The 22,050-nt window shown below is 58.5% G+C and carries 23 protein-coding genes and 1 pseudogene; 14 read left to right on the forward strand and 10 right to left on the reverse strand.

The features are described 5' to 3' along the window. Positions 1–211 precede the first annotated feature (211 nt). Entirely contained in the window at positions 212–1,348 is a 1,137-nt protein-coding gene (locus tag AC07VO_RS28630; RefSeq protein WP_086945819.1) for a catalase family protein, read from the reverse strand. Positions 1,349–1,351: 3 nt separating this feature from the next. Beyond that, a complete protein-coding gene (locus tag AC07VO_RS28635) occupies positions 1,352–3,184 on the reverse strand; it encodes a di-heme-cytochrome C peroxidase (protein ID WP_086945883.1) in 1,833 nt (610 codons plus the stop codon). Positions 3,185–3,453: 269 nt separating this feature from the next. On the opposite strand from AC07VO_RS28635, the gene bamJ reads away from it, so the two are divergent. From bamJ to AC07VO_RS28670, 7 genes are all read left to right on the forward strand, one after another. Beyond that, positions 3,454–4,167 (forward strand): BamJ family beta-barrel-assembly machinery protein, encoded by a 714-nt coding sequence (gene bamJ / locus AC07VO_RS28640; protein WP_018925162.1) that lies wholly within the window; start codon positions 3,454–3,456, stop codon positions 4,165–4,167. A 295-nt stretch (positions 4,168–4,462) separates the two neighbouring features. After that, on the forward strand, positions 4,463–4,918 hold the full coding sequence (locus AC07VO_RS28645; RefSeq protein WP_028940036.1) for a YkvA family protein: 456 nt from the start codon (positions 4,463–4,465) through the stop codon (positions 4,916–4,918). Between the two features lie 112 nt (positions 4,919–5,030). Beyond that, on the forward strand, positions 5,031–5,372 hold the full coding sequence (locus tag AC07VO_RS28650) for a helix-turn-helix domain-containing protein (RefSeq protein WP_026286335.1): 342 nt from the start codon (positions 5,031–5,033) through the stop codon (positions 5,370–5,372). Then, on the forward strand, positions 5,369–5,740 hold the full coding sequence (locus AC07VO_RS28655) for a hypothetical protein (protein ID WP_007898892.1): 372 nt from the start codon (positions 5,369–5,371) through the stop codon (positions 5,738–5,740). The genes AC07VO_RS28650 and AC07VO_RS28655 overlap by 4 nt, the downstream gene beginning before the upstream one ends. Beyond that, on the forward strand, positions 5,741–6,148 hold the full coding sequence (locus AC07VO_RS28660) for an SEL1-like repeat protein (RefSeq protein ID WP_086945818.1): 408 nt from the start codon (positions 5,741–5,743) through the stop codon (positions 6,146–6,148). A gap of 79 nt (positions 6,149–6,227) precedes the next feature. Next, complete coding sequence (locus AC07VO_RS28665; protein WP_064619300.1) at positions 6,228–6,440, forward strand: hypothetical protein; 213 nt, start codon at positions 6,228–6,230, stop codon at positions 6,438–6,440. A 284-nt stretch (positions 6,441–6,724) separates the two neighbouring features. Then, entirely contained in the window at positions 6,725–7,666 is a 942-nt protein-coding gene (locus AC07VO_RS28670; RefSeq protein ID WP_086945817.1) for a DHH family phosphoesterase, read from the forward strand. 388 nt (positions 7,667–8,054) lie between these two features. On the opposite strand, the gene AC07VO_RS28675 is transcribed toward AC07VO_RS28670, so the two are convergent. Beyond that, positions 8,055–8,960 (reverse strand): LysR family transcriptional regulator, encoded by a 906-nt coding sequence (locus AC07VO_RS28675; RefSeq protein WP_086945816.1) that lies wholly within the window; start codon positions 8,958–8,960, stop codon positions 8,055–8,057. 107 nt (positions 8,961–9,067) lie between these two features. Between AC07VO_RS28675 and AC07VO_RS28680 the strand changes: the two genes are divergently transcribed. Genes AC07VO_RS28680 through AC07VO_RS28690 form a run of 3 tightly spaced genes read left to right on the forward strand, consistent with a single transcriptional unit; the run spans position 9,068 to position 11,620 of the window. Next, positions 9,068–10,309 carry a D-amino acid dehydrogenase gene (locus AC07VO_RS28680; protein WP_086945815.1) on the forward strand — a complete coding sequence of 414 codons (1,242 nt, stop codon included), beginning with the start codon at positions 9,068–9,070 and terminating at the stop codon, positions 10,307–10,309. Between the two features lie 27 nt (positions 10,310–10,336). Beyond that, positions 10,337–10,687: a RidA family protein gene (locus AC07VO_RS28685; protein ID WP_028940992.1), complete on the forward strand. Its 351-nt coding sequence runs from the start codon at positions 10,337–10,339 to the stop codon at positions 10,685–10,687. Between the two features lie 30 nt (positions 10,688–10,717). Continuing rightward, on the forward strand, positions 10,718–11,620 hold the full coding sequence (locus tag AC07VO_RS28690; protein ID WP_019582768.1) for a transporter substrate-binding domain-containing protein: 903 nt from the start codon (positions 10,718–10,720) through the stop codon (positions 11,618–11,620). A gap of 220 nt (positions 11,621–11,840) precedes the next feature. On the opposite strand, the pseudogene AC07VO_RS28695 reads toward AC07VO_RS28690, so the two are convergent. The 6 genes and pseudogenes from AC07VO_RS28695 to AC07VO_RS28720 form a co-directional block, all read right to left on the reverse strand. Next, positions 11,841–12,245, reverse strand: a pseudogene (locus tag AC07VO_RS28695) (alanine racemase C-terminal domain-containing protein); the annotation flags it as partial. 89 nt (positions 12,246–12,334) lie between these two features. Next, a complete protein-coding gene (locus tag AC07VO_RS28700; protein WP_086945813.1) occupies positions 12,335–13,762 on the reverse strand; it encodes an amidase in 1,428 nt (475 codons plus the stop codon). A 4-nt stretch (positions 13,763–13,766) separates the two neighbouring features. Continuing rightward, the gene (locus AC07VO_RS28705; RefSeq protein ID WP_028940989.1) at positions 13,767–14,450 is read right to left on the reverse strand and encodes an amino acid ABC transporter permease; all 684 of its coding nucleotides are present in this window, start codon (positions 14,448–14,450) and stop codon (positions 13,767–13,769) included. Next, positions 14,447–15,103, reverse strand: a complete 657-nt coding sequence (locus AC07VO_RS28710) for an amino acid ABC transporter permease (protein ID WP_019582764.1) — start codon at positions 15,101–15,103, stop codon at positions 14,447–14,449. The genes AC07VO_RS28705 and AC07VO_RS28710 overlap by 4 nt, the downstream gene beginning before the upstream one ends. Beyond that, positions 15,103–15,891 carry an amino acid ABC transporter ATP-binding protein gene (locus AC07VO_RS28715; RefSeq protein ID WP_086945812.1) on the reverse strand — a complete coding sequence of 263 codons (789 nt, stop codon included), beginning with the start codon at positions 15,889–15,891 and terminating at the stop codon, positions 15,103–15,105. Before AC07VO_RS28715 ends, AC07VO_RS28710 begins: the two co-directional genes overlap by 1 nt. Positions 15,892–15,968: 77 nt before the next feature. After that, positions 15,969–16,841: a substrate-binding periplasmic protein gene (locus AC07VO_RS28720; RefSeq protein WP_019582762.1), complete on the reverse strand. Its 873-nt coding sequence runs from the start codon at positions 16,839–16,841 to the stop codon at positions 15,969–15,971. A 99-nt stretch (positions 16,842–16,940) separates the two neighbouring features. Here AC07VO_RS28720 and AC07VO_RS28725 point away from each other — a divergent pair, with 99 nt between their 5' ends. The 3 genes from AC07VO_RS28725 to AC07VO_RS28735 all read left to right on the forward strand — a co-directional run bounded on the left by AC07VO_RS28725 (position 16,941) and on the right by AC07VO_RS28735 (position 19,313). Then, entirely contained in the window at positions 16,941–18,062 is a 1,122-nt protein-coding gene (locus AC07VO_RS28725) for a GlxA family transcriptional regulator (RefSeq protein WP_086945811.1), read from the forward strand. A 281-nt stretch (positions 18,063–18,343) separates the two neighbouring features. Further along, the gene (locus AC07VO_RS28730; protein WP_064618589.1) at positions 18,344–18,616 is read left to right on the forward strand and encodes a hypothetical protein; all 273 of its coding nucleotides are present in this window, start codon (positions 18,344–18,346) and stop codon (positions 18,614–18,616) included. Between the two features lie 211 nt (positions 18,617–18,827). Beyond that, complete coding sequence (locus AC07VO_RS28735; RefSeq protein WP_028940975.1) at positions 18,828–19,313, forward strand: hypothetical protein; 486 nt, start codon at positions 18,828–18,830, stop codon at positions 19,311–19,313. A 218-nt stretch (positions 19,314–19,531) separates the two neighbouring features. On the opposite strand, the gene AC07VO_RS28740 is transcribed toward AC07VO_RS28735, so the two are convergent. Further along, positions 19,532–20,812 (reverse strand): haloacid dehalogenase-like hydrolase, encoded by a 1,281-nt coding sequence (locus tag AC07VO_RS28740; protein WP_018925648.1) that lies wholly within the window; start codon positions 20,810–20,812, stop codon positions 19,532–19,534. Positions 20,813–21,034: 222 nt separating this feature from the next. Here AC07VO_RS28740 and AC07VO_RS28745 point away from each other — a divergent pair, with 222 nt between their 5' ends. Further along, positions 21,035–21,847 carry a DeoR/GlpR family DNA-binding transcription regulator gene (locus AC07VO_RS28745; protein ID WP_225609327.1) on the forward strand — a complete coding sequence of 271 codons (813 nt, stop codon included), beginning with the start codon at positions 21,035–21,037 and terminating at the stop codon, positions 21,845–21,847. Positions 21,848–22,050 lie beyond the last annotated feature (203 nt).

Below are 22,050 nucleotides of genomic sequence, written 5' to 3' on the forward strand. Positions count from 1 at the left end.
GTTCAGTCGGTTAGAATACCGGCCTGTCACGCCGGGGGTCGCGGGTTCGAGTCCCGTCCGCTGCGCCATATTCGGTATCTGGAACACTGAACGCCAGATCACCACAGAAAGCCCGCTTAATGCGGGCTTTTTGCTGTCTGGGATTCGGCTTTTTACCGGATTCACTGAATAAAGCGACCTGTTCGGGTCGCTTTTTTCGTTTCTGCCTTACTTATTGTTCGCCGTTGCGGCTGTGTCGATAGTCGCTGACGGCCTCGTACACCGCTTTGCGCAACCGGTTGATCCCACCAATCGGCCGATGGGCTTCAAGGCCGAACCATGGATTGAACGACAGGTTGTCGCATTGCAGGTTCAGCGCCGGGGTGTCGAAATCCTGGGCGGGCAGCTTGATCCTGGCCACGGTTTCGAAGGGCGCGTCTCGTTCACGCCACTCGATGCTGGTGTCTTCGATCGGCATGTATTGGCCCGGATCCTGACGCTGGATCTGCAAAACGAAACAGGCCGGCACCCGATCAGTCGACAGCTGCTGGTTCAGCGCACTGCGCAGGAAGTTCGGCAGGTTTTGATTTTGCGTGGGCAGCGTGTAGGTCGGGCAGCTCTCCGGATCCGGGATTACCCGGAATTTGACGTTGGCCTCACCAAACTTGTACGGCGAAACCGAAAAGTAGGTGGTCTGGGTCGGACTTGCCGGGGCAGGGGAGAGTGTCGCCAGCGCAATAAACAGATGACGAACCTGCCAGGTGCGCGGATCCCAAGCCGGGAAGAACGCCATTATCGTTTTGCCGTCAGCCTGAGCGGCCACATTCTGACGATACTCGGCGACATCGCTGACAAAGAAGTTCGGATGGTTGAACATCACGAAATCCTGCTCGTTGCGCCCTTGTCGATCACTCAGCAACTGTTTACCCGGCACATCGAACAACTTGATCGCCATGCCCCGAGCATCGCGGATGCTGTCGAACTGCGGATAGGCATTGCCGTTGGACAGACGCATCGTCGCTTGCCAGGTTTTGCCGGGTTCGCTGAACACGCCTTGGCGCAACGCCGTCGCCAGATCCGGTAGCACCTGAACCTCGGCCTTCACGCAACCATGGGCCTTGGCGTGAGCGTCGCGCAGATAGCGAGTACTTTCGCGGTGTTGATCGACGATCCGCACCGCTGTCTGGATGATGTCCCGGGTCATCACCGCTTCGCCGTCCGGAATCAGTTCTTCAGCCGATACCGGGCCGCGATGTTGCCAGGCGAGCCATGCCATGGTCAGCGCCCAGCCGAGGACCCCCAAGCCCAACATCCACAGCAGGGTTTTACCAAGGAAGGCACCCAGGCGTAGCCAGAGCGTGATCAGCATGGGTCAATCCTTTTGACTGATGAGGTGGTCTGGCAATTGCGACTCCACCGGGCCGCCCAACACTTTCAGGTATTCCAGCAGCGCCCAGCGCTCCTGCGGTTGCAGCAGGCGACCGATCACGCCATTACCGCGCTCGCCGTCGCGGAATTCGTGGCCGCTGTTGTGATTGCCGGTAATACGCGTGTCGAACACAAAACCGTTGGTGAAGGCTTCGGTGCGATAGCCCAGGTGTTTGGGATCGTATTCGAAGGTGCCCTTATAGAACGTTGTTGCGCGTTCATCCTGGGGCGAGAGCAGTTGATAAATGCTCGGCACCGAACCGTTGTGCAAAAACGGCGGCGTGGCCCAGACGCCCGCCAGCGGCCGGGCCTTATAGCTGCGTAATTCCTGGACGCCGATAGGCAAGCCGAAACCGTCCAGATTCGGCCGCTCCGCCGGTGTCACATTGGCAGCGCGATAGGCCTGGTTCCCCACAAAAGCAGTGACGTAGGCCAGCCCCTTGGCCACTGACAACTGGCTCAAATCCAAGGGCTCCGTGGGTTTTGGATGCAATTGCACGTCCAGTTGCGCAAGCTCTGCCGGATCCCACTTCAAGGCCGACAGATCGAAGCGATGGTCGGCAATATTGTTGGCGGCGCCGGGGTCTGTGCCAATCACCTCCACGGGCAGTAAGTTCAGGTGGTGCACCGGTCTGCCGTCGCTTTGGGTGACGCGGGGGACGTGGCACCCAGCGCAGTTTTCAGCGAATAGTGCGCGGCCTTTTGCGGCCAACGGTTTGTCGATGGAGCCCAGCAAGGCTTCCGGCCAGACGGGCGGCTTGAGTCGTTGCAGGGTTTGTTCGATCCGGTGCAGATCGCGCACCCGGACGCTGGACGGATAGCGGTCGTCGCCCTTGAGAGGCTGCCCGCTGGCGTCGAAGAAATTCAGCGTGGCGCCGACACCCAGGGCCTCGCCGATGTTACGGGCCATCGGTTGCTGCGCCGAACCGTTCCACTGCACCCAGTCGAAGGTCCACATGTCCCACAGTTGCGGGTAGTCCACCGGCGCGTTGGCCACGCGGTAGTTGGCCGGCGAAATGGCGTCGCCGAAGCTGGCGTTGGCAATGCGCCCGAAGGCGTCGGTACGGCCGGGGCCTTCTTCGGTGGGGTAGAGCCCGCGATGGGTATCGTTCCAGGCCACTTTCAAGAAGGTATCGAGTGAGCTTTTGAAGTCCTGGCGTAGCTGTTGATGCCGGGCGTCATAGTCCTGGCCCAGGACATTGCGCGCGAAACGTTCGAATTTCCACGGGTTGTAGTAAGTCGAGGCGAGGCTGGCCACCAGTGCCTGGCCAAAGCTGCCGCCGCGCAGGGTCGGGACGCTGGACGGCAACACATGCTGGGCCGAGCCGCCGTCGATGCGCACGGCCTGGCCGTTGAAACGCAATTCGCCGGTGTGGCAGGCGGAACAGGTGATGTCCAGAAACTCTTCCTGGCTGCCCGGATTCTGATGACGGGCGAAACCGACGGGCAGGTTGCCAGGGTTGTCTGGCGTGGCTTTCTGGCTCGGATCGATCAGAAAACCAAAGCGTGCGAGGTATTCGGGAGCGGCGAATCGTTTTTGCGAGAACGGCAGTTCGAGCGCGTTGAACCAGTCATAGCGCAAGCCTTTGACTTGGGTGCCTTGGGGCGTGAAGTAGTAGGCCTGGCGGTCTGCGGCGCTCCATTGCTCCAGGTAATGCACCTGTTGCGCCGGTGACCAGGCCGGTAATTTCGGGTTGGCGACGTAGTACAGCACCACGGCGAGGCCCAGCCCCAGTAGTACTGCGATCAGAATCAGCAAGCGGATTATGAGGCGCACGATAAACATCCTTGTCAATTTGTAGCTCTCTTATGCCTCAGCTGATGAAGTGCGGCAAGAGGCCATTACGCCAAGGGCTGTGGGAACCGGCATCGGGGGCTGTGAGAGCCAGATGACAGAAGCTTCATCGTTCTAATCCCGAAATGCGTTTAAACACCTGAACTTATCGGAAGTTTCCTGCTCTCATGCCGGTAGCCATTGGTCGTGGCCGCCTGATAAGCTCGCGGCTTTACTCGATTGCCCTTTAGGCGCATGAACAAGGAAATAGCATGAAACAGCATCGGTTGGCGGCGGCGGTGGCCCTGGTTGGCCTGGTACTTGCGGGTTGTGATTCGCAGACCAGCGTAGAGCTGAAAACCCCGGCGCAAAAAGCTTCCTACGGCATTGGCCTGAACATGGGCAAAAGTCTGGCTCAGGAAGGCATGGATGATCTGGACTCCAAAGCCGTAGCCCAAGGCATCGAAGATGCCGTCGGCAAGAAAGAACAGAAACTGAAGGATGAGGAACTGGTTGAAGCCTTCGCAGCGCTGCAGAAGCGTGCCGAAGAGCGTTTGGCCAAGATGAGCGAAGAGTCGGCAGCCGCCGGCAAGAAATTCCTCGAAGAGAATGGCAAGAAAGCCGGTGTCGTCACCACGGCTTCCGGCCTGCAATACGAAGTGGTCAAGAAGGCCGATGGCGCGCAGCCTAAGCCGACCGACGTAGTGACTGTTCACTACACCGGTAAACTGACCAACGGCACCGTTTTCGACAGCTCCGTCGAGCGCGGCAGCCCGATCGATCTGCCGGTCAGCGGTGTGATTCCGGGTTGGGTCGAAGGCCTGCAACTGATGCACGTTGGCGAGAAGTACAAACTGTACATCCCTAGCGACCTGGCTTACGGCGCCCAAAGCCCTAGCCCGGCGATTCCAGCCAACTCGGTGCTGGTATTCGACCTGGAGCTGCTGGGCATCAAGGATCCAGCCAAACAAGACGACGCCAAGTAATCCGCGTCTGCTCGAAAAAACAACGCCTCGCTTATGCGGGGCGTTGTTGCATCTGGGGTTTGGTGAAGGTAAACAAAGCGAACGGATGCGGTACGCTGCAGTCATAGCCAGTGAGAGTGCCCGAGCTAGACGGACCGGTGCGCCAAGTCAATGAAATCTTGGGTTTTTTTATGTGAGTAAAAAACGCCCGATCTGAGCAAGACCCTTGTGAAACGGGGCCTCCAGCGGTGAAATGCAGCTCTGTTCACAAGGTTATCCACAATTTGTGTGGATAACATTTCAGTGGGAGGAAAAGATGAAAATGCCCTGGAATTTCGCCCGCTTCCTGCCAATGGCCGGGCGCCTGCTCGCCCGTGGTCGTTTGCCGACCCTGCTGTTCGCGGTTGCCAGCAAAGGTGCGAGCCAAGGTAATCGTCTGGGCAAACTAAAAGACGATCTGCGCTTGTTGCAGGCACTCTGCCTGGCCTACTGGCGTGGCGAGTACCGGGCCATCAGCCCGAAAGCGATGGTTTCGGTGGTGGCCGGCCTGATGTATTTCCTGAGCCCGGTGGATGCGATCCCGGATTTCATCCCGGTGTTCGGCATGCTCGACGACATTGCCGTGCTGGCCTGGTTGATGAAAGTCCTCGATGACGAACTCAACGCCTTCCGCGCCTGGCGCAAGCGTCAGGCGCCGGAAAAACTCGCGGTGGTTGAACGCCTGCCCGATACCCCGGAACAGCTGCAACTTCAGGGCCCGAAAAAAAACTGAACCGATTCAGGATCATCCATATTCATACCCCCCGCGACCTTGGCCGCTGTTAGGATTACACTTCTAGGGAAAAGTGCCGACTCGCTACGTGTCGTTGTCCTACGGGGTAGTCATGGATATTCAGATAATTACACGCGAAGGCGAACCAGAATATGCGGTTCTGCCATGGGCTCAGTATCAGGCTCTACTGAAAGCAGCAGGCATCAACGAACAACCACCGCGCGAAGCCACAGTGCGTCCCGCGGCCACATCAGACCAGACTCTTCCGGGTCTGGATCAACTACGCAGTTTGCGCGAAGGGAAGGGCATCGCCATTGAGGCGCTTGCCCGCACGGTAGGCATCAGCCCGTCATATCTCGCCTTGATCGAAAGCGGTGAGCGTCAACCTGACGCTGCTATTCGCCGCAGCCTCGCCTGGGAATTGACGGTGCCGGGATGGAGGGATGAATCGTGAGCGTACGCATCAGTCGTCAACATTGGGACGGATTGCTGGGGGAACTGGATCAGGCGCGCCGTCAGCGCCATCTTCTGACTTATCGGGCATTGCTGGAGCGATTGCAGCTACCCACGCCCGCCATGCAAACCCTGACCGCCGCCCTTGAACACCTGGCCGCGCTGGACGCCAGGGCCGAGCAGCCGCTGCGCAGCTCGCTGGTGATCAGCCAGGGCGCCAGTCGCTTGCCGCGCACCGGCTTCTTCGAATGTGTCGAGCGCCTCGGACGCTTCTCCGGACCGTCCGATGGCGTGGCTGCCGCATCCTGGCATGCCTCGGAAGTGGTGCGGGTGTTCGAATACGAGTACCCCGAGTCGGCGGAAGCCTGAGTGTTCCTACGACTCAAGGCGCGGGCCGGTTACTGGCTGGCCCGCCGGTTGTTCCACTGGTCGTGGTTTGTGCGCCAACCGCGAGGCTGGCGCTGGCTCGAGGGCCAGTTCGCGCGCATGGCCAACCTGGGCGATGTCGGCGCCCAGAGCTTCTACGGCCACATCCTGACCTTTCGCGGGGTCGGTCTTGGGGCTCGCGAGGAAGGCGTACGATTACTGCGCCTGGCCGCGTTGGCAGGGGATGGCAAGGCGGCGTATCAGGTGGGCGTGATCTGCCTCGCGGGGACGCCGAGCAAGGCGCCGGATCCGGTGGAAGCGGCGCGGTTTTGGCGTATTGCCTTGAAGGCCGGGCATCCGTTGGCTGAGATTAAGTTGAAAGAGGTGGAGGGCGGCGATGCTGAGCAGTGATTCGATGTTCTTCGATTGCACAAGGGCTGCTTTCGGCTAGAACGCTCAAGAAAACCGACAAGGAGCCACGGGATCAGAAATGGATTTCATCTTTGATATCTTAATCAACCTGTTGGCTCATAGGATTGGCGTTTACGTGCTTGGCTTGCTGAGTGGCGGCCGTTTCAAGGGAGAAAGCGGTTTTGCCTGGGGCTGGGCAGTCGCCGTCGGCGGCTTGGTGCTGTTCGCTCCTTTCGTGGCTTTCATAGCGTTGCTCATCCATACCAGTGGTTCATACACCATTGCACGCTGACATCCGCATGACTTCAAAATACCTCCATTCCGTCATGTTTTCGCAATGAAAGCATACGAGTCTTGTCGGCAGAAAATAGGGCATAAACAGAATGTTTCGGCACGCTAATGCGCTGTTTTAATTATGGAAAATGGATTTTAAGGACAGCCGATGTCGATGTTTTGTCAGAGCAGCCAGCAATGCTGTAAGCGATATCTTTGCTTCAGGCGGGAGTCCGCTTATTGCTCGATCATGGCGTTCGACCCGGAACTGGTTTCGGCAGCTCACGCTGTGGCCCACGTGTCATGAGGGTGGTGACCTCAGGCTCGGCGTATCTGGACATCGACGCGTATGCCTGTTGCATTGCGTACGCCGAGCTGTTGAATCACCAAGGCATTGATGCTCGGGCCGTCAGTAGCGCCCCGCTCAATGCCAGCATCTCCAGGACCGTGCTTGGATGGCAATCATCTCTGGACGATTATCTGCCGAGAGCGGGTGATGAGTTCGTGTTGGTGGATGTCTCCGACTACCAGCATTTCGACCCGATGGTGGTTCTTGAACAGGTGGTGGAAGTCATTGATCATCACCCAGGCTTTGAAAACTATTGGGCGCAAAAGCTCGGATCTGCGGCAGACATCCTGCCGATCGGCGCAGCGGCGACGCTGATTTTTCAGCGTTGGGAAGCGGCAGAGCTGTTGCCGTTGATCAGCGAAAAAAGTGCCGTGTTGCTGGCCACGGCAATTCTGGACAATACCCTGAATTTCACAGGGCAGCTGACCACCCAATCGGATATCCGGGCTTATGAAGTCCTCGCACGGCGGGCGAAACTGGAAGCGGACTGGCCCGAGCGGTATTTCTCCGAGTGCCAAGCCACTATCGAGTCAGACCTGATTGGCGCGTTGGCGGTTGATACGAAGCGGCTGAAAGCCGATAGCAACCTGCCGCAGGTTTTCGCGCAGATGGCGGTGTGGGATGCCAGTGCGCTGATCCGAACGCATCGTTCAACGATCGGTCACTGGCTGGCGGCGCAGGGTGGAGACTGGCTGTTGAACGTCATCAGCATCCGCGAGTGCAAAAGCTACTTTCTGGCTGAGCCCTTGGTCAGCCAACAAAAGTTGAGCCATTTGCTGTCGATCGAATGGCAGGCCGGAATGGCTGTGCTTGAGCGCTCGCTGCTACGTAAGGAACTGTTGACGTTGGGGTTGGCTCGCATTTCTGTTGTGAGTAAACCGTTTCTGGTTTTGTAGATACATCGAAGGGCTGCTTTTGGCTGCGGATTCAACCGGTCGACCGCATGCTCGGATGGACTATACCGCATCGAACCTAACCTCCAGCGATGCTTGTATCCCGTCGAACGTTCGACATTCCCCCCGCGATTTGCAAGGAGGAGATCGAGCGTCCTGTCGTTTTACCAAACGCCCTTTTCCTCAAAGACTCAGGCAGTTAGGCCCCCTGGCCAAATCGCGTATAGCGTGCTCACCCGCTCCTGCCCCAACTCGTAGGCGTAGAACCCTACGCTGACTTCCCGGGGCTTCGCCCGCCACTCTGCCGAGCTCTCGGTCGCAGCATCGTCCACCCTGCGATACGGAAGCGTCACTGAAGGCTTGATGTACCCGTTTCTGGGTCAGATCTCAATCAGCGCCAACAATCCAATTGCCCTTGCGCACGACTGCTGAAGATCGTCAGCAGCTCGCTCAGTGTATGCGGCGGCGGTTCGGCAGTGCGGGTCACTGCGTACAGGGTGATCGGCAGCGCCGGGGCCAGGGGACGAATGGCGGTAGCCCCAGGCGACGCGCCAAGGGCGGTGAAGGGGTCGATCACCGCCAGCCCTGCACCGGATTCGACCATCGCCCTGGCCAGTGAATAGGTTTGCACCGCGATGCTCACCCGTGGCGGCGGCTCTACCGCCTTGAGGTAGCTGTCGAGGCGGGCCGAAAGCGGGTCGGTGCTGGACAACCCGATCAAGGGCGCATCGGCCAGGGCCATCAACGGCAGCGGCTTGCCTTCATCTTCCTGCGGCCAATAACCTGCCGGTGCCAGCGCCACCAACACCCCGCTGGCCAGCGCCTGGGCCTTGAGCGCGGGGTGATCAGGCTGTTGCAGAGTCAGGGCGACATCAATTTCACGCATCAGCAGGTTCTGCATCAGTTCGCGACTGTGGGCGCTGGACAGCTCGCAAGCGATGTCCGGATAACGCTGGGTCCACTCATGAATGGTCGGCGGCAGCAGCGACAGGGCCAGTGCCGGGGTCGCACCGATCCGCAGGCTATGGCCCGGCTCACGGCGCAGGCTTTGCGCCAGGCGTCGCACCCCTTGCAGGCTCTCCGTGACCTTGTCGACCTCGCGCTCCAGCTCCAGCGCTTCGGGCGTGGCCTGCAGTTTACCGCGCACCCGCAGAAACAACGGGAAGCCCAATTGCTGCTCGGCGTGTTGCAGCACCTTGGTCACGGCAGGCTGGGAAACGTGCAGCAGCTGCGCGGCACCGCTGACCGAGCCGGTCTGGCGGATGGCCTGGAAAATCTCGATATGGCGAAGGCGCATGGCAAGTCCATAACCTTTGTTTATGGGTTAGCCATCTTTATTCATTGTTCGACGCCTGTCACCTGGCTCTAACCTCGGGTTCGTCTCAACAACGATTAAGGACTGACATGGCTCAGCATGTATGCATCATCGGCGGTGGCGTCATTGGCCTGGCAACGGCTTACGCACTGGTGCGCGATGGCGTTGACGTGACGCTGGTCGAGGCTCGCGAGTCGCTGGGCAGTGAAACCAGCTTCGCCAACGGCGGCCAGTTGTCCTATCGCTACGTAGCGCCCCTGGCCGACGCCGGTGTGCCATTGCAGGCCATTGGCTGGATGCTGCGCGGTGACTCACCGCTGAAACTGCGCCCGCGCTTCGATCCTGCGCAGTGGCGGTGGATGGCATCTTTCCTTGGTGCTTGCCGCTCCTCGGTCAACCGCGCCAACGCGGCCCATCTATTGCGCCTCGCGCTGTTGAGCCAGTCCACTTTGCAAACCTGGCGTGAAGAGGATGCCTTGGGCGGATTCCACTGGCGGCGCAACGGCAAGCTGGTGACCTTTCGCCAGGCCAGCAGCTTCGAACATGCCCGCAACAGCCTTGCCGCCCCCCGGCAACAACAGGTGCTGTCGCACGCCGACTGCGCCCGTCTGGACCCGGCGCTGGCGGAGGCGCCCTTTGTCGGCGCCATTTATACCCCGGATGAAGAAGTCGGTGATTGCCACGGCTTTTGCCAGCAACTGGCGGCGCGCTTGCAGGCGTCGGGACGTTGCGAGTTCCGCCTGGGCCAGGCCGTAACCGGAATTCGCCATGCCCATGGCGCGGTGAGTGCGATTGAACTGGGCGACGAAGTGCTGCCGGTGGAGCAGTTGGTCATTGCGGCCGGCCATCGCAGTCCGTTGTTGGCACTGCCCGGAGTCAACCTGCCGCTGTATCCCCTCAAGGGTTATAGCCTGACGGTACCGATCGGCGTCCAGCATCGGGCACCGGACCTGAGCATCACCGACTACGACCGCAAGATCGTCTACGCCCGGATCGGTGAGCAGTTGCGGGTGGCGGCGATGGTCGACATTGTCGGTTTCGATCCGTCGCTGGACCCCAAGCGCCTGGCCCTGATCAAACGCCAGGCGCGCGATACTTTCGCCAATGCCGGCGACTACGACCAGGCCATTGAATGGGCCGGCATGCGTCCGGCGACCCCCAGCGGCGTGCCGCTGCTGGGCGTAACTGCGTATCGCAACCTGTGGCTGAACCTCGGCCATGGCGCGCTGGGCTTCACCCTGGCCTGCGCCAGTGCTCGATTGCTCAGTGAACTGATCGGCCAGCGCCGCCCCTCCATCGACCTGCAGGGTTTTACGCCCCGTGCGGCTTGAACGCTTACTCCTTAAAAGGACCACCCGATGACCATTAACCGTATCCAGCCCAATCCACGCTTGTCCGGTGCCGTGACCTTTGGCGACCTGGTGTTTCTCTCCGGCCAGGTGCCGGGCGACGCCACCGATGTCGGCGGCCAAACTAGCCAAGTACTGGAAAAAATCGACGCATTGTTGGCCGAGGCGGGCAGCGACAAGAATCATCTGCTCAGCGCGACCATTTACCTGAAGGACATCGGCGAAGATTTCGCAGCAATGAATGACGTCTGGTCTGCCTGGTTGTCGCCCGGCCAGGCACCAAGTCGCACCACCTTGCAGGCCGAACTGGCGCGTCCGCAGGTGCGGGTGGAAATAACCGTTATCGCGGCACGGCGCTAAACCAACCCTCACCCACAACGGAGAATAACAATGCAAAAAATCACGTTGATCGGCTGCACCCTGGGCCTGTTGCTAGGTACTCAGGCTCATGCTGACGAAGCATCGCTGGGTCCTACCTTGAGCAAAATTGCCAGCGCCAATAGCATCACCCTGGGCTATCGCGATGCTTCAGTGCCGTTCTCCTACGTGGGCGATCACTCGGGACAACCCATGGGCTACTCGGTAGACCTGGCGAGCAAGATCGTCGAGCGGGTGCAGCAGAAGCTGGCGTTGCCAAACCTCAAGGTGAAGTACAACCTGGTGACATCGCAAACCCGCATTCCGCTGGTGCAGAACGGTACCGTTGACCTGGAGTGTGGCTCGACCGGCGTTACCGCAGAGCGACAAAAGCAGGTGGCGTTTTCCTATGGGTTTATCTATGTCAAAGGTCAATTGCTGACGGCCAATGACAGCGGGATCAAGAGTTTCGCCGATCTGCGCGGCAAGAATGTGGTAACCACCGCCGGCACCACCAACGAACGCTATCTGAAAAGCTACAACGTCGATCACAAGATCGACATGTTCGTGATCAGCGCCAAGGATCACGGTGAAGCCTTCCAGATGTTGCAGTCCGGTCGGGCGGTGGCGTTCTACATGGACGATGCGCTGCTCTACGGCGAACGCGCCAAGGCCCGCGATCCGCACAAGTGGGTGGTGGTCGGGGAAGAGCAGTCGCGGGAAATCTACAGCTGCATGGTACGCAAAGATGATCCGCAGTTCCTCGCGCTGGTGAACTCGTCGCTGGGCGAGCTGTACAGCTCCGGGGAAATCAACGGGATCTACCAGCGCTGGTTCGAACAGCCGATTCCGCCTAAAGGCTTGAACCTGGAGTTCCCGATGACCAGCGAACTCAAGGCCATTATTGCCAAGCCGGTGAGTGATCCGGTGCAGTAGCTTCAGCTGAGCGTCCATCCCCGTAAAGTCGGGTTGAGCAGCCCTATCAAATTGACCTGTTTGGTCGCCTTGGCTGCTTCAAGGCTCTGGAGAATAAAACAGCCTTGAACGTCAGCACCGTTTTAGTCGTCACGGGTCGGCAGTGACCAGCGAGCGTCACTGCCAAAAGTCGTTACTGTGTGAGCGTTACCACCGCAGTAGCGACTAGCCCCCTCACTGGTTAGTCGGAGGCTTTATCCGCCACCAGGGCTTTGGGATTGCTACTCCCCCAAACGGTAGCAAGGTCCACCAGCAATGTCCCACTGAGTTCTTCAAGTTCACTCTGGGTGATCTCACTGTCGCCTTGTTTACCGAAGAGCACCACCTGATCGCCAGCGCGCACAGCAGGGATATCTGTCACGTCCACCATGAGTGTATTCATTGAGACCTTTCCTACCACTGGAGCACGCTGCCCATCTATAAGGACAACGCCTTTATTGGTAAACGCTCGACGATAGCCATCAGAGTAGCCCACTGGAATATTCGCAAGCTTTGAATCACGACTCAGTGTCACTGTTCGGTCATACCCCACTGTATTGCCTTTAGGGTATTGATTAACAGACGCCACATATGACTTGACCTGCATGAAGATTTATAGCTGACACTTTCTAATCCTACTTTAACTTGGAGCGTTGGCAGGGTGATACCCAAGGACATATCAAGCAGTTGTATCCATCATGCAACCGCGTTGTCCGCCAGCTCCCAGCCCTCAGGCCGTAGCGTGTGCCAATCGCTGACCTGTTGATAGGCATGGCCGATGCGTAGAATCAGCGGTTCGGCGAATGCCCGACCCACAATCTGCATCGAGACCGGCATGCACTTTTCATCGAGCCCGATGGGTAGCGCCACCGAACACAGGTTCAGCAAGTTGGCGAACCGCCCCAACAAGGCCAGTGGCGTGCCATATTCATCGACCTCATCCAACGGCACACTGCCAATAGCGTTGGTCGGGAAAGCGCATGCGTCTATGTTGGTCATGGCCTCCTGCATGGCGTGCCGAGCGGCGCGGCGCTGATTGTGCAACTGGATATACGACGCTGCGTCGATGTCGCGACCACTGAGTACGCGACGTTGAACATGGGGGTCGAAACGCAGATCGTCGCGCTCGAACAAGCTACCCAGGCTGGCATAACCTTCTGCGCTCATCAGCCCACCAGCGATGCGCATGCACTGCTCCAACGACGTGGGTAGCGGTTGTTCGATCAGTTGCATGCCCAACGCGGCCAACTGCTTGAGCCCCAAATCGTAAGCCTTCAGCACCCCGGGAGCGACATGCGCTCGTTCGGCCTGTGGCAACACCCAGATGCGCAAACCGGCTACCGGCTGATTGAGACCGGCAGCGGCGCTGAATACAGGTGCCTGGGCCGAAACCGGATCCAGCGGGTCCGGGCCCAGCAGTGCATCCAACATCCACGCCGCATCTTCAACGGTGTGGGTGATAGGCCCTACCGAATCCAGCGAAGGACACAGTTCGATCAAGCCATGGCGACTGATAAGCCCACGTGTGGTTTTCAGCCCGACCAAGCCGCACATGCCCGCCGGAATCCGCACCGAGCCGCCGGTATCGGTGCCCAACGCAGCGCTCGCCAACCCGCTGGCCACGGCCACTGCCGAGCCGCTGCTTGAGCCACCCGGAGCGTGATGCACGTTACGGTCCCACGGGTTCCACGGCGTGCCCATCACCGCGTTAGTGCCCCAGCCACCGAAAGCGAATTCGACGGTATGGGTCTTGCCAAGAATGATTGCACCGGCACGCTCCAGGCGTTGCACTGCAGTGGCGGTCAACCTCGAAACACGCGGTGCCTGTGCCAATGATCCACCCGTGATGGCCTGGCCATCGATCTCGAACAAGTCCTTGATCGCCAGAGGAATGCCATGTAGCGGTCCCAGGTGTATACCGGACGCACGCTGGCGATCAGCGGCGATGGCCGCGTTCAAAGCACGCGAGGGATAGGCCTCGACATAGGCATTGAGCTGCTCGTCAAAGCGCTTGATGCGCGCCAGTTGCGCACGAACCAGCGCTTCGCTAGTCAGCGATCCAGCCTGCAGCGCCTGCTGCAACTGGGCAATGCTGTGGGAAGTAACTCGATCTATGGTGCTCATATGTTCAACCTCGCACGGTTTTGCGCCCGCGTGAAAAGTGCTTTTCAAGCACACGCGACAGCATTGAAAGAGGGAAAGCGATAACAAAATAGAACAGCCCTACCAGCAGGAAGACATGCATTGGCAGGAAGGTTTCCGAAGCGATGGCTCGCGCCGCCAGCATCAACTCATCGGTGGCGATCAGAGCGCACAACGAGCTGTCCTTGAGGATCGACACGTAGGCGTTAAGCAGTGGCGGCAACATGCCACGAATCGCTTGCGGCAGGATGACGGTGGTAAACGCTTTCAGTGGCGTCAGTCCGATGGCGATGGCGGCTTCGCGCTGGCCGCGATGCAGCGAATCCAGGCCGCCACGGAGGATTTCCGCAACGTAAGCGGCACCCTGCAAACCCAGACCGATGGCCCCGGCCCAATAGCCGGACAACGTCAAACCCAGGCTGGGCAACGCGAAATACAGAGCCAGCAGCAACGCCAGAAGAGGTACAGCGCGCATGCTCTGAATAAAGAACGTTGCCAACCGTTTTAGGATGACACTTGGACTTCTCATCGCGCAGACCAATAACGCCCCCAGCACGACCGCCAGAGCGAACCCCATCAGGGACAATTCGGCAGTGATCCGTGCACCGAGCAATAGGCGAGCGATCCAGTCGCTCCAGTACACCGGGTATTGCTGAAAAAAACTGATCATCGCGCGCTCCCAAAATGACGTTCGAGCCGAATGAATCCCACACCGATCGGTAAAATCATCGCAGCGTAGATGCACATCACAGCCAAATAGATCAGTGAAGTCTGGAAGGTAGAGGTCACCAGATTGCGCGCCAGGAACATTATTTCCGGCACAGCGATGGCCGAGGCGATGGACGTGTCCTTGACCAATTGCGTGACGTAGTTGGCGAACGCAGGCAACGTCACGCGCAGGGCCTGGGGCAAGAGAATGCAGTGCAAAATCTGCATCCGGCTCAGACCGACAGCCAACCCGGCTTCATGCTGACCGACATGCAGCGACTGCAAGCCGCTGCGGAAAATATCGGCCAACACCGCGCTGCCCACCAGACTCAAGCCAACGATGGCGGCCAGCCACGCGGGCAAGTTGATGCCAAGGTAGGAGAGACCGAAATAGATCAGGAACAGATGCGCCAGCGCGGGAACATTGCGCATCCACTCAATGAAACAGCCGATCACCCCATGCAACACCCGTGACCGACTGAACGTCAGCAACACCGCCAGTACTACCCCTCCGGCACTCGCCAGCAGCAAGGTACACAGCGCGATTTCCAGGGCGGTGAGCGCGCCTTTCAACAACAGAGGCAGTAGCCCGAGAAAGACCTCGAAGTTCGCCATCAAGCGCCCTCCATGGCCATGCGCCCAAGAAAACTGCGGGTGCGCTCATGGCTTGGGTTGTCGATTACCTGCGCCGAAGGCCCTTGCTCGACAATGTGTCCGCCGTCCATGAAGATCACCCGATCCGCCACATCCCGAGCGAAGCGCACTTCATGGGTCACCATGATCATGGTGCGACCCTCTTGCGCCAGCTCACGAATCACGGCCAGTACTTCACCCACCAGTTCGGGGTCCAGCGCCGAGGTCGGCTCGTCGAACAGGATGACTTTAGGTTGTTGGGCCAACGCGCGGGCGATAGCGACCCGCTGTTGCTGTCCGCCGGACAACTGCTCGGGATAGACCTCGGCCTTGTGCCGCAGATGGACTTTTTCCAACATGGCATCAGCCAACTCATAGGCCTGCTTGCGCGGCATACCCTGTGCCTTGATCGGCCCCAGTGCGACGTTGTCGCGTACGCTCAAGTGTGGCCAGAGGTAGAAGAGCTGGAACACCATCGCGATCTCGCGTCGCTGCGGAGCCATTTCCCGATCACTCATCAGACGTATGCGTTTACCGTCCTTGATCTGCCCGATCAACTCGTCACCCAGCCAGATATCGCCTCGAGTGGGTTTTTCCAGGTAATTGATGCAACGCAGGCAAGTGGACTTTCCCGACCCGCTGGGGCCGATCAATGACAGGGTTTCACCGGCTTTCAACTCCAGGTTGATACCCTTTAGCACCTCCAGATCACCATAACTTTTGTGTAGGTCATGCACTCGCAGCAATGCAGGTTCGGACGGGGTCGACATCTTGGCTAACCTCTTTTTGTTATAGACATGGCGATGAATCGGCACGGGCCATCAGGCCGATTCATCCGCTCAAGCGCTTATTTGCAGCCGGGCAGTTTCCAGTCCGCCGGGCGGTCGACACCCAGCCTCAGGTCCTTGCCTTCCGGCACATACCAGACATCCTGAGTCAGACCGTAGCGGGCACCGATCTTGCGCATTTCACAGCTTTTCCAGAGGGTCTGGATCTGCTCGTTCACGGCAGCCACCAGCTGTGGGCTGGCCCCTTTATTGAAGCCGTACACCACCTGACCCAGACCCGTCAGCAGTGGGAAATTCGGATCGTTGTCGGTGAAAGCGTTGAAGTGCAGGTGCCACTGCTCGTTGCGAAAAATGGCGTATTGCATGACCGGAGGATCGCCAATCACTGCATCGATGCGCCCGGCGAGGAGATCGCGCACCGCGGCATCGGAGGTGTCGTACAACGCTACTTGCAGCCCTTCGATCTTGCGCATCTCAGGGATGAACGAAAAACCCGTGATGGTGCCGACCTTCTTGCCCTGCAAGTCTTTGAGGCTGCTCCAGTTGGTCTTGTCGGTCTGGGTGATCCCGTTCTTGAAATAGTGAATCGGGTCGCTCACGGTCATGATCTTCGCGCGCTGTTCGGTCCAGCCCATGGTGCCGGCCATCACATCCACGCGTTTAGCTTGTACTGAGGCGATGGTGCCGGCCCAGTCCATCAAGGCAGGTTTAACCTTCAACCCCAGCTTCTCAGATATTTGTTGAAGGATTTCACCGTCGTAGCCGACCATCCGGCTGTCTTGATAACCGGTCCCCGGCATATCGCCAGTGAACGCGATAGTCAGGCTTCCCGGCTCTACCGTTTCCAGTGCGAGTGCCGGTGCCGAGGCCAGCATGGATACCAGCAGACCCGCATAAATACCGGAAAAACGTTGAACGTTGGGCTTCTTCATCACGTGCTCCTCGATTGCTTTTTTTATGAACAGCATGGTGTTAGGCAGGAGCTCATCGTATGGTGATCAGCGGTATAACTTGTTGGATGGTTTGCATAAATGATTGAACATTTGCGACATTTCGGGGATGTACTGCCCAAGGCCTCCAGCGACAGCCTCGTGGAAGGGCTTGATAATGGTCAGGCACGACATCCGCCAAGCCGACGCGGCGCCACCGAGTTGTCTATTGGTATTGTTTTGTGGCCGCGATTCCCCTTGCTGTCACTCTCAGGGCTGACCGATGCGTTGCGACATGCTGCCGATACGGGTGATCAGAGCCGCCCGATACGATGCCAATGGAAAGTACTCGGTACCCCTGGGCAAAGAGTCATATCCAGTTGCGGACTGGATGTACCTATCGACAGTGAACTCACCCATCCTCATCAATTTGACTACATCGTGGTGATTGGTGGACTGCTTGATTCCCTTGAGGCAGCACCAAAGACTTATCCGGCATTTCTGCATCAGGCGGCAGCCGCTGACGTGCCATTGATCGGTCTATGCACGGGCAGCTTCGTGCTTGCTCGACATGGCCTGATGGAGGGACGTACTGCTTGCGTGCATGCCTACCATTGCGACGACTGGAAACGTCTGTTCCCCAGATTGCGCTTTGTCAGCAACAGTGACTTCCTCATCGACAAGGATCGGATCACCTGCGCAGGCGGTATCTCGGTGATTGAGTTGGCCATCCATCTTATTGGGGTGCATTGCGGCCCGGATCGGGCCGGCAAAGTTGTTCATCAGATGACGGTCGCAAAACGCAGCTCCGGCAGTTTCGTCGACCGGCGCAAGGCACTTGGCTACGCCAGCTCTTCGAACAGGCGCCTGCACGAAGCCGTGATGCTGATGGAAAAGCACATGACCGAGCCCTTGGATATCGACACAATCGCGAACCTTGTCGGTACCAGCAAACGGCAACTGGAGCGGCTGTTTGTCGCTGAAACCAGTAACACTCCGGCCCAATTCTATCGCCACGTTCGACTCAGGTTTGGCCGATGGCTTCTCATCAGCTCGGATCGACATATCGGGGAAATCGCTTTCGAATGCGGGTTCGCCGATGCGCCCCATTTCATTCGACATTTTCAGAATATGTTTGGCATGTCCCCCGGAAAATTGCGCAAAGAGTTGATGCAAAAAGCGACACCCACCCAAGGGGGGAAGTTTTTTTTGTATAGGCAGTGAAGCATTGATCGGTCGCGGGGCAGAATGTGAAGACCAAGTTGGAATGAGATTAACGGTTTTTCGACAGGCAGCTTTTGGTTGTGAGTTCTGCCGTTCGTGAAGGGCAGAAATCGGCCATTTGCGGTCGCTCAACCGCCCGCCCTCGCTTAAGTACTAGCCGAGTGATATACCGCTGTTGGGTCTAATGCATGGCAAAAACAGGCAGTCGTATGACGCGATTCTCAATTTATAGCGGGTTGGTTTTGGTGGGCTACTCGGCGCTCGATTACGGAGATCCCCCCATGGGCGTTGCTTCAGGCCAATTCGAACCTGCCGATGGGTACGCTGCTATCCAGAACGAGTGCTCAACGAACCACCACGATCAGACCGTTCTGGATCTTTCTGTTCAGACAGAAGCGGGTCTGGTAATTACATGTGAGGGTCTGGCCATCCTGGATTACTCCAAAGAGTTCCCGTCGCCTTGCATCGAAGTGAACATTTTCGGTATTCCATATCCTCTCTATGGTGAGCTGTTTCCTCAGCAGGTCACTCTGTATGAGCGTCAATTCAGCTAATCGGAATGCCCCGTCTGTGTCCGTTTCGGATCGAAAGCTACCCCTCAGAACCATCCCTTCCCGCCCAAAGCATTGACCATCCGCTCGCAATCAGTTTTCAGTTGGGTTAATAACGACAGATTGGCTCAACCTTGGCCAACACCTCACAATCATCTAGGGGGCATCGGCTCATCGGAAATGCCCCGTCCCTTGCAAACGATAGGCACGCCACGTGAATTTTTCCGAATACTTTGCAACTAACGATGGATCGCTCCCTGAGGTTGTGGTGACGTATTCAGATTCGTCGTTTGTACCGCAGGCATTTCAATATCTGTTCGATCATGGCGCGAAAAATGTCACTGTTGACGGCGGCTACCTTTGGATCAAAGCATCCCAAAGTGGGAAGCCATTCTCCGGCCCTCAGGATGCTTTGCTTGTAAGCTCAGGAGCAGCAGAGGCATTCCACGTCGTTCTCGGTGGGCTGTACGGCACCCGGGGTCAAATACCTGACCTTGGTGTTTACGTTTTCACTAATAGCCTCACATTGGACTATCGGATGGGGGCTCAGTGGGGACAAGATCAGATCTACTCATTGTTGGAGCTACTGCGGCAGCTAAGAGACCTCGGCGGCGTTATATCTATCCCATGGTGGGGAGCTGAGGGTGAACACGACTTCCTTGCAGCCCTGGAGAGCCCCGAAAAAATTATTCATACTTAAATTTACCGCGGGTCGTGACAGGTAGAAAACGGCCAAAAACGGTCTGTGGAGCGCGCCTCGTAATTCCAGGGCCACTCACAATTTTGACTCGATACGACTGACTCACTCGGGCCGGTAGCGGTAACGACTTTCCGGCGCAGATTCATCATTCCCGCAGGTACAAGGCGAGTTGCACTGCGGGTCGCGGATGGCCGCCGGCCACCCGCGAGCCAGTGCCATCAAGCCAGCAGCTTAAGCTCGTCTTTACCGTACTTGAGCGATTTCTCGTCTGGAATCATCAGGCCAGTGTGCTCGTTGCGCCCCTGCAGGATGAAGCGGGCGTTCGGGGTGCCCAACTGGGTAGCGGCCTGCTGGCTGTCGGCGCCGATCTCACCCTTCTTCATGCGGTTGACGATCACCCCCACCGCCGTATCGTTGAAGTCGCGCAGCATCCAGGCATCGCCATCGCTGTCGCCAGCCACCAACACCGGGCCATAGCCCTTCTGTTTAACCAGCACGTTCTTGATGCCAACGGTCTTGCCCGGCCCGTAGTTGAAGTGCCAGTCCGGCTGATAGCGAGTGGTGTACTTGCCGCCTTCCATCGCCATGCGCAGGCCGATCACGTTCTCAGGCGGAACGTCGTATCCGTAATGAGGATTGCCCGCGAACACGCGTACCACATCGTCGATGGAGGCGGTGCTGACATAGACGTCGATGCCGTTGGCGCGCAGCGTGTGCATCAGGCCGCGGATCTCCTCATGGATGCGGATGCCATGAAAGTGCGTATCCGCCACCACCCCGGCCTTGCCCGGCAACGTGCGTGAGCTCTCGTACTTGACCTTGCGCAGTGCGTCGCCGATGGCGTAGTTGTTGGAAGCCTCGGCCATCGCCTGCAACTCAGCCGTGGTCATGTTCTTGTAGAAATACAGAATCCACTTATAGCCGATCTCCACCGGGTAACTGTCGCAGATCGCGTCGTACATAAAGTAGAGCTTGGCGAGAAAATCCTTGTACTGCTCGCTGGCCTGAATCTCTTCCAGGCTCTTGTCGCCGGCGAGCCCCTTGTAGTTGGCGTGCAACCAGCGGTAATCCGCTTCTACGTCGCTGGCGATGTCTTCCATCTTGACCGGCTTGCCGTCCACCGTGGTGTAGTCCTTCATGAACGCGCCGTTCGGCACGTCCTGACGCACCACCTCAGCGAACTCATCGGGCGTCAGCTTGTACTGCAGATGATTGATCTGGTAGACCAGCAGCGCTTCTTCACAGTCGTTCATGATGCAGGTGTTGTCCCAGTCGAACACCGCGTACGGGCGCTGGTCAGGGCGGTAGGACGCGCTCTTGACGCCGTGCTCATCGATCACCGCCTGCAGACGCTTTTGGTTGAGCGGCGACCAGCGCGCCGGGTCCAGCGCACTTGGTGTGGCCGGGGGCGTGGCGGCTTGCGTTATGCGGGACGACAACAACAGCGGACTGACAACGGAAACGGTGGCGAGGGTGTTCAGAAACTGGCGACGCTGCATGGCATAGCTCCTACTTCTAAATGAGAGGTTACAACCGAGGCGATGGCGAAAGCGTGTTTCGAAATGCGGACGAGGGGAAGAAACCGTCCGGCCACGAGGCTAGCTCCAAATACACAAAAAAACAATAATGCCTCAATATCACACAAACATGACGCGCAGGCTGCGCCAGCCCAATGATCATGAGGCCGCGCCAAACTTGACAGCGACTGACGCCTCTCCACAATGCGTGCTCGGACAGCGACTCGAACAGCAGGGACACCCGGTATGTGGCAAGAAGAGCGTTACCAGCGGATCCGCGCACTACTATCGACTTTGCAGCGCGTCACCACCGACCGCATCGTCACGGAGCTGAACGTTTCACGCGAGACGGTGCGACGCGACCTGGTCGCTCTGGAGGAACAGGGGGAGTTGAAGCGGATACACGGCGGCGCCATCCGCGTTGAAGACGAAGCGCCCATCGCCGAGCGGGCGAACATCAACGTCAAATTCAAGCGTGACCTCGCGCGCGCAGCGGTCAGTCTGCTGTCGCACGGACAGACTGTGTTTATCGACGCTGGCACCACCACCGTCATCCTCGCCGAAGAGCTGGCCAAGCTGGGAGGGCTGACCGTGATCACCAACTCGTTCAACGTGGCGTTGCAATTGCGTAATCCCGCTGTGCCAGGCGGCCAGTACAACGAGGTGATCGTACTGGGCGGTTCGCTCGGCGACCGTGCTCCCGCTACGATTGGCGGCACCACGGTGGCGGAAATTGGCCGCTATCGGGCCGACCTCGCGCTGTTATCGCCCGTCGGCATCGACGCCCAGCGCGGTGCCAGCAACTACGACCACCGCGAAGCCGAAGTGGCGCGCGCCATGGCCGACAATGCCGAAGGCGTGGTCATCCTCGCCGACTACAGCAAGATCGGCGTGGAGAGCCGCGTCGCTTTCTGCCCGCCAGAACGCATCGACGTGCTCATCACCAACCACAAGGCCAGTACCGAAGCGGCGTTCGCCGCACTGAACGCCAAGCTCAAACGTATTGTCCTGGTGTAGCAGTGGCTCGGCGGTTGCAACAGGCATTGACGCAGCGTGATGCTCCAGTGCGGCGCAACCGGGTAGATCTTGCACGACGCGACTCCGGAGCCCTCCATAACAGCCTCCCGACCTAACGTAGCCGCCAATGCTAACAGTGCTAAATGACTTCTTACGATAGCCCGCAGCCTAGATCTGGCCGCCAGCTCCATCCGTACTGCTAG

The sequence above is a fragment of the Pseudomonas sp. GW821-FHT03E01 genome (assembly GCF_059420765.1).

Coding starts and splice junctions, on each gene's coding strand:
- AC07VO_RS28630 (WP_086945819.1), bottom strand. CDS start 1,348: ATGCTGATCACGCTCTGGCTACGCCTGGGTGCCTTCCTTGGTAAAACC.
- bamJ (WP_018925162.1), top strand. CDS start 3,454: ATGAAACAGCATCGGTTGGCGGCGGCGGTGGCCCTGGTTGGCCTGGTA.
- AC07VO_RS28645 (WP_028940036.1), top strand. CDS start 4,463: ATGAAAATGCCCTGGAATTTCGCCCGCTTCCTGCCAATGGCCGGGCGC.
- AC07VO_RS28650 (WP_026286335.1), top strand. CDS start 5,031: ATGGATATTCAGATAATTACACGCGAAGGCGAACCAGAATATGCGGTT.
- AC07VO_RS28665 (WP_064619300.1), top strand. CDS start 6,228: ATGGATTTCATCTTTGATATCTTAATCAACCTGTTGGCTCATAGGATT.
- AC07VO_RS28670 (WP_086945817.1), top strand. CDS start 6,725: ATGAGGGTGGTGACCTCAGGCTCGGCGTATCTGGACATCGACGCGTAT.
- AC07VO_RS28675 (WP_086945816.1), bottom strand. CDS start 8,960: ATGCGCCTTCGCCATATCGAGATTTTCCAGGCCATCCGCCAGACCGGC.
- AC07VO_RS28680 (WP_086945815.1), top strand. CDS start 9,068: ATGGCTCAGCATGTATGCATCATCGGCGGTGGCGTCATTGGCCTGGCA.
- AC07VO_RS28685 (WP_028940992.1), top strand. CDS start 10,337: ATGACCATTAACCGTATCCAGCCCAATCCACGCTTGTCCGGTGCCGTG.
- AC07VO_RS28690 (WP_019582768.1), top strand. CDS start 10,718: ATGCAAAAAATCACGTTGATCGGCTGCACCCTGGGCCTGTTGCTAGGT.
- AC07VO_RS28700 (WP_086945813.1), bottom strand. CDS start 13,762: ATGAGCACCATAGATCGAGTTACTTCCCACAGCATTGCCCAGTTGCAG.
- AC07VO_RS28705 (WP_028940989.1), bottom strand. CDS start 14,450: ATGATCAGTTTTTTTCAGCAATACCCGGTGTACTGGAGCGACTGGATC.
- AC07VO_RS28710 (WP_019582764.1), bottom strand. CDS start 15,103: ATGGCGAACTTCGAGGTCTTTCTCGGGCTACTGCCTCTGTTGTTGAAA.
- AC07VO_RS28715 (WP_086945812.1), bottom strand. CDS start 15,891: ATGTCGACCCCGTCCGAACCTGCATTGCTGCGAGTGCATGACCTACAC.
- AC07VO_RS28720 (WP_019582762.1), bottom strand. CDS start 16,841: ATGAAGAAGCCCAACGTTCAACGTTTTTCCGGTATTTATGCGGGTCTG.
- AC07VO_RS28725 (WP_086945811.1), top strand. CDS start 16,941: ATGATTGAACATTTGCGACATTTCGGGGATGTACTGCCCAAGGCCTCC.
- AC07VO_RS28730 (WP_064618589.1), top strand. CDS start 18,344: ATGGGCGTTGCTTCAGGCCAATTCGAACCTGCCGATGGGTACGCTGCT.
- AC07VO_RS28740 (WP_018925648.1), bottom strand. CDS start 20,812: ATGCAGCGTCGCCAGTTTCTGAACACCCTCGCCACCGTTTCCGTTGTC.
- AC07VO_RS28745 (WP_225609327.1), top strand. CDS start 21,035: ATGCGTGCTCGGACAGCGACTCGAACAGCAGGGACACCCGGTATGTGG.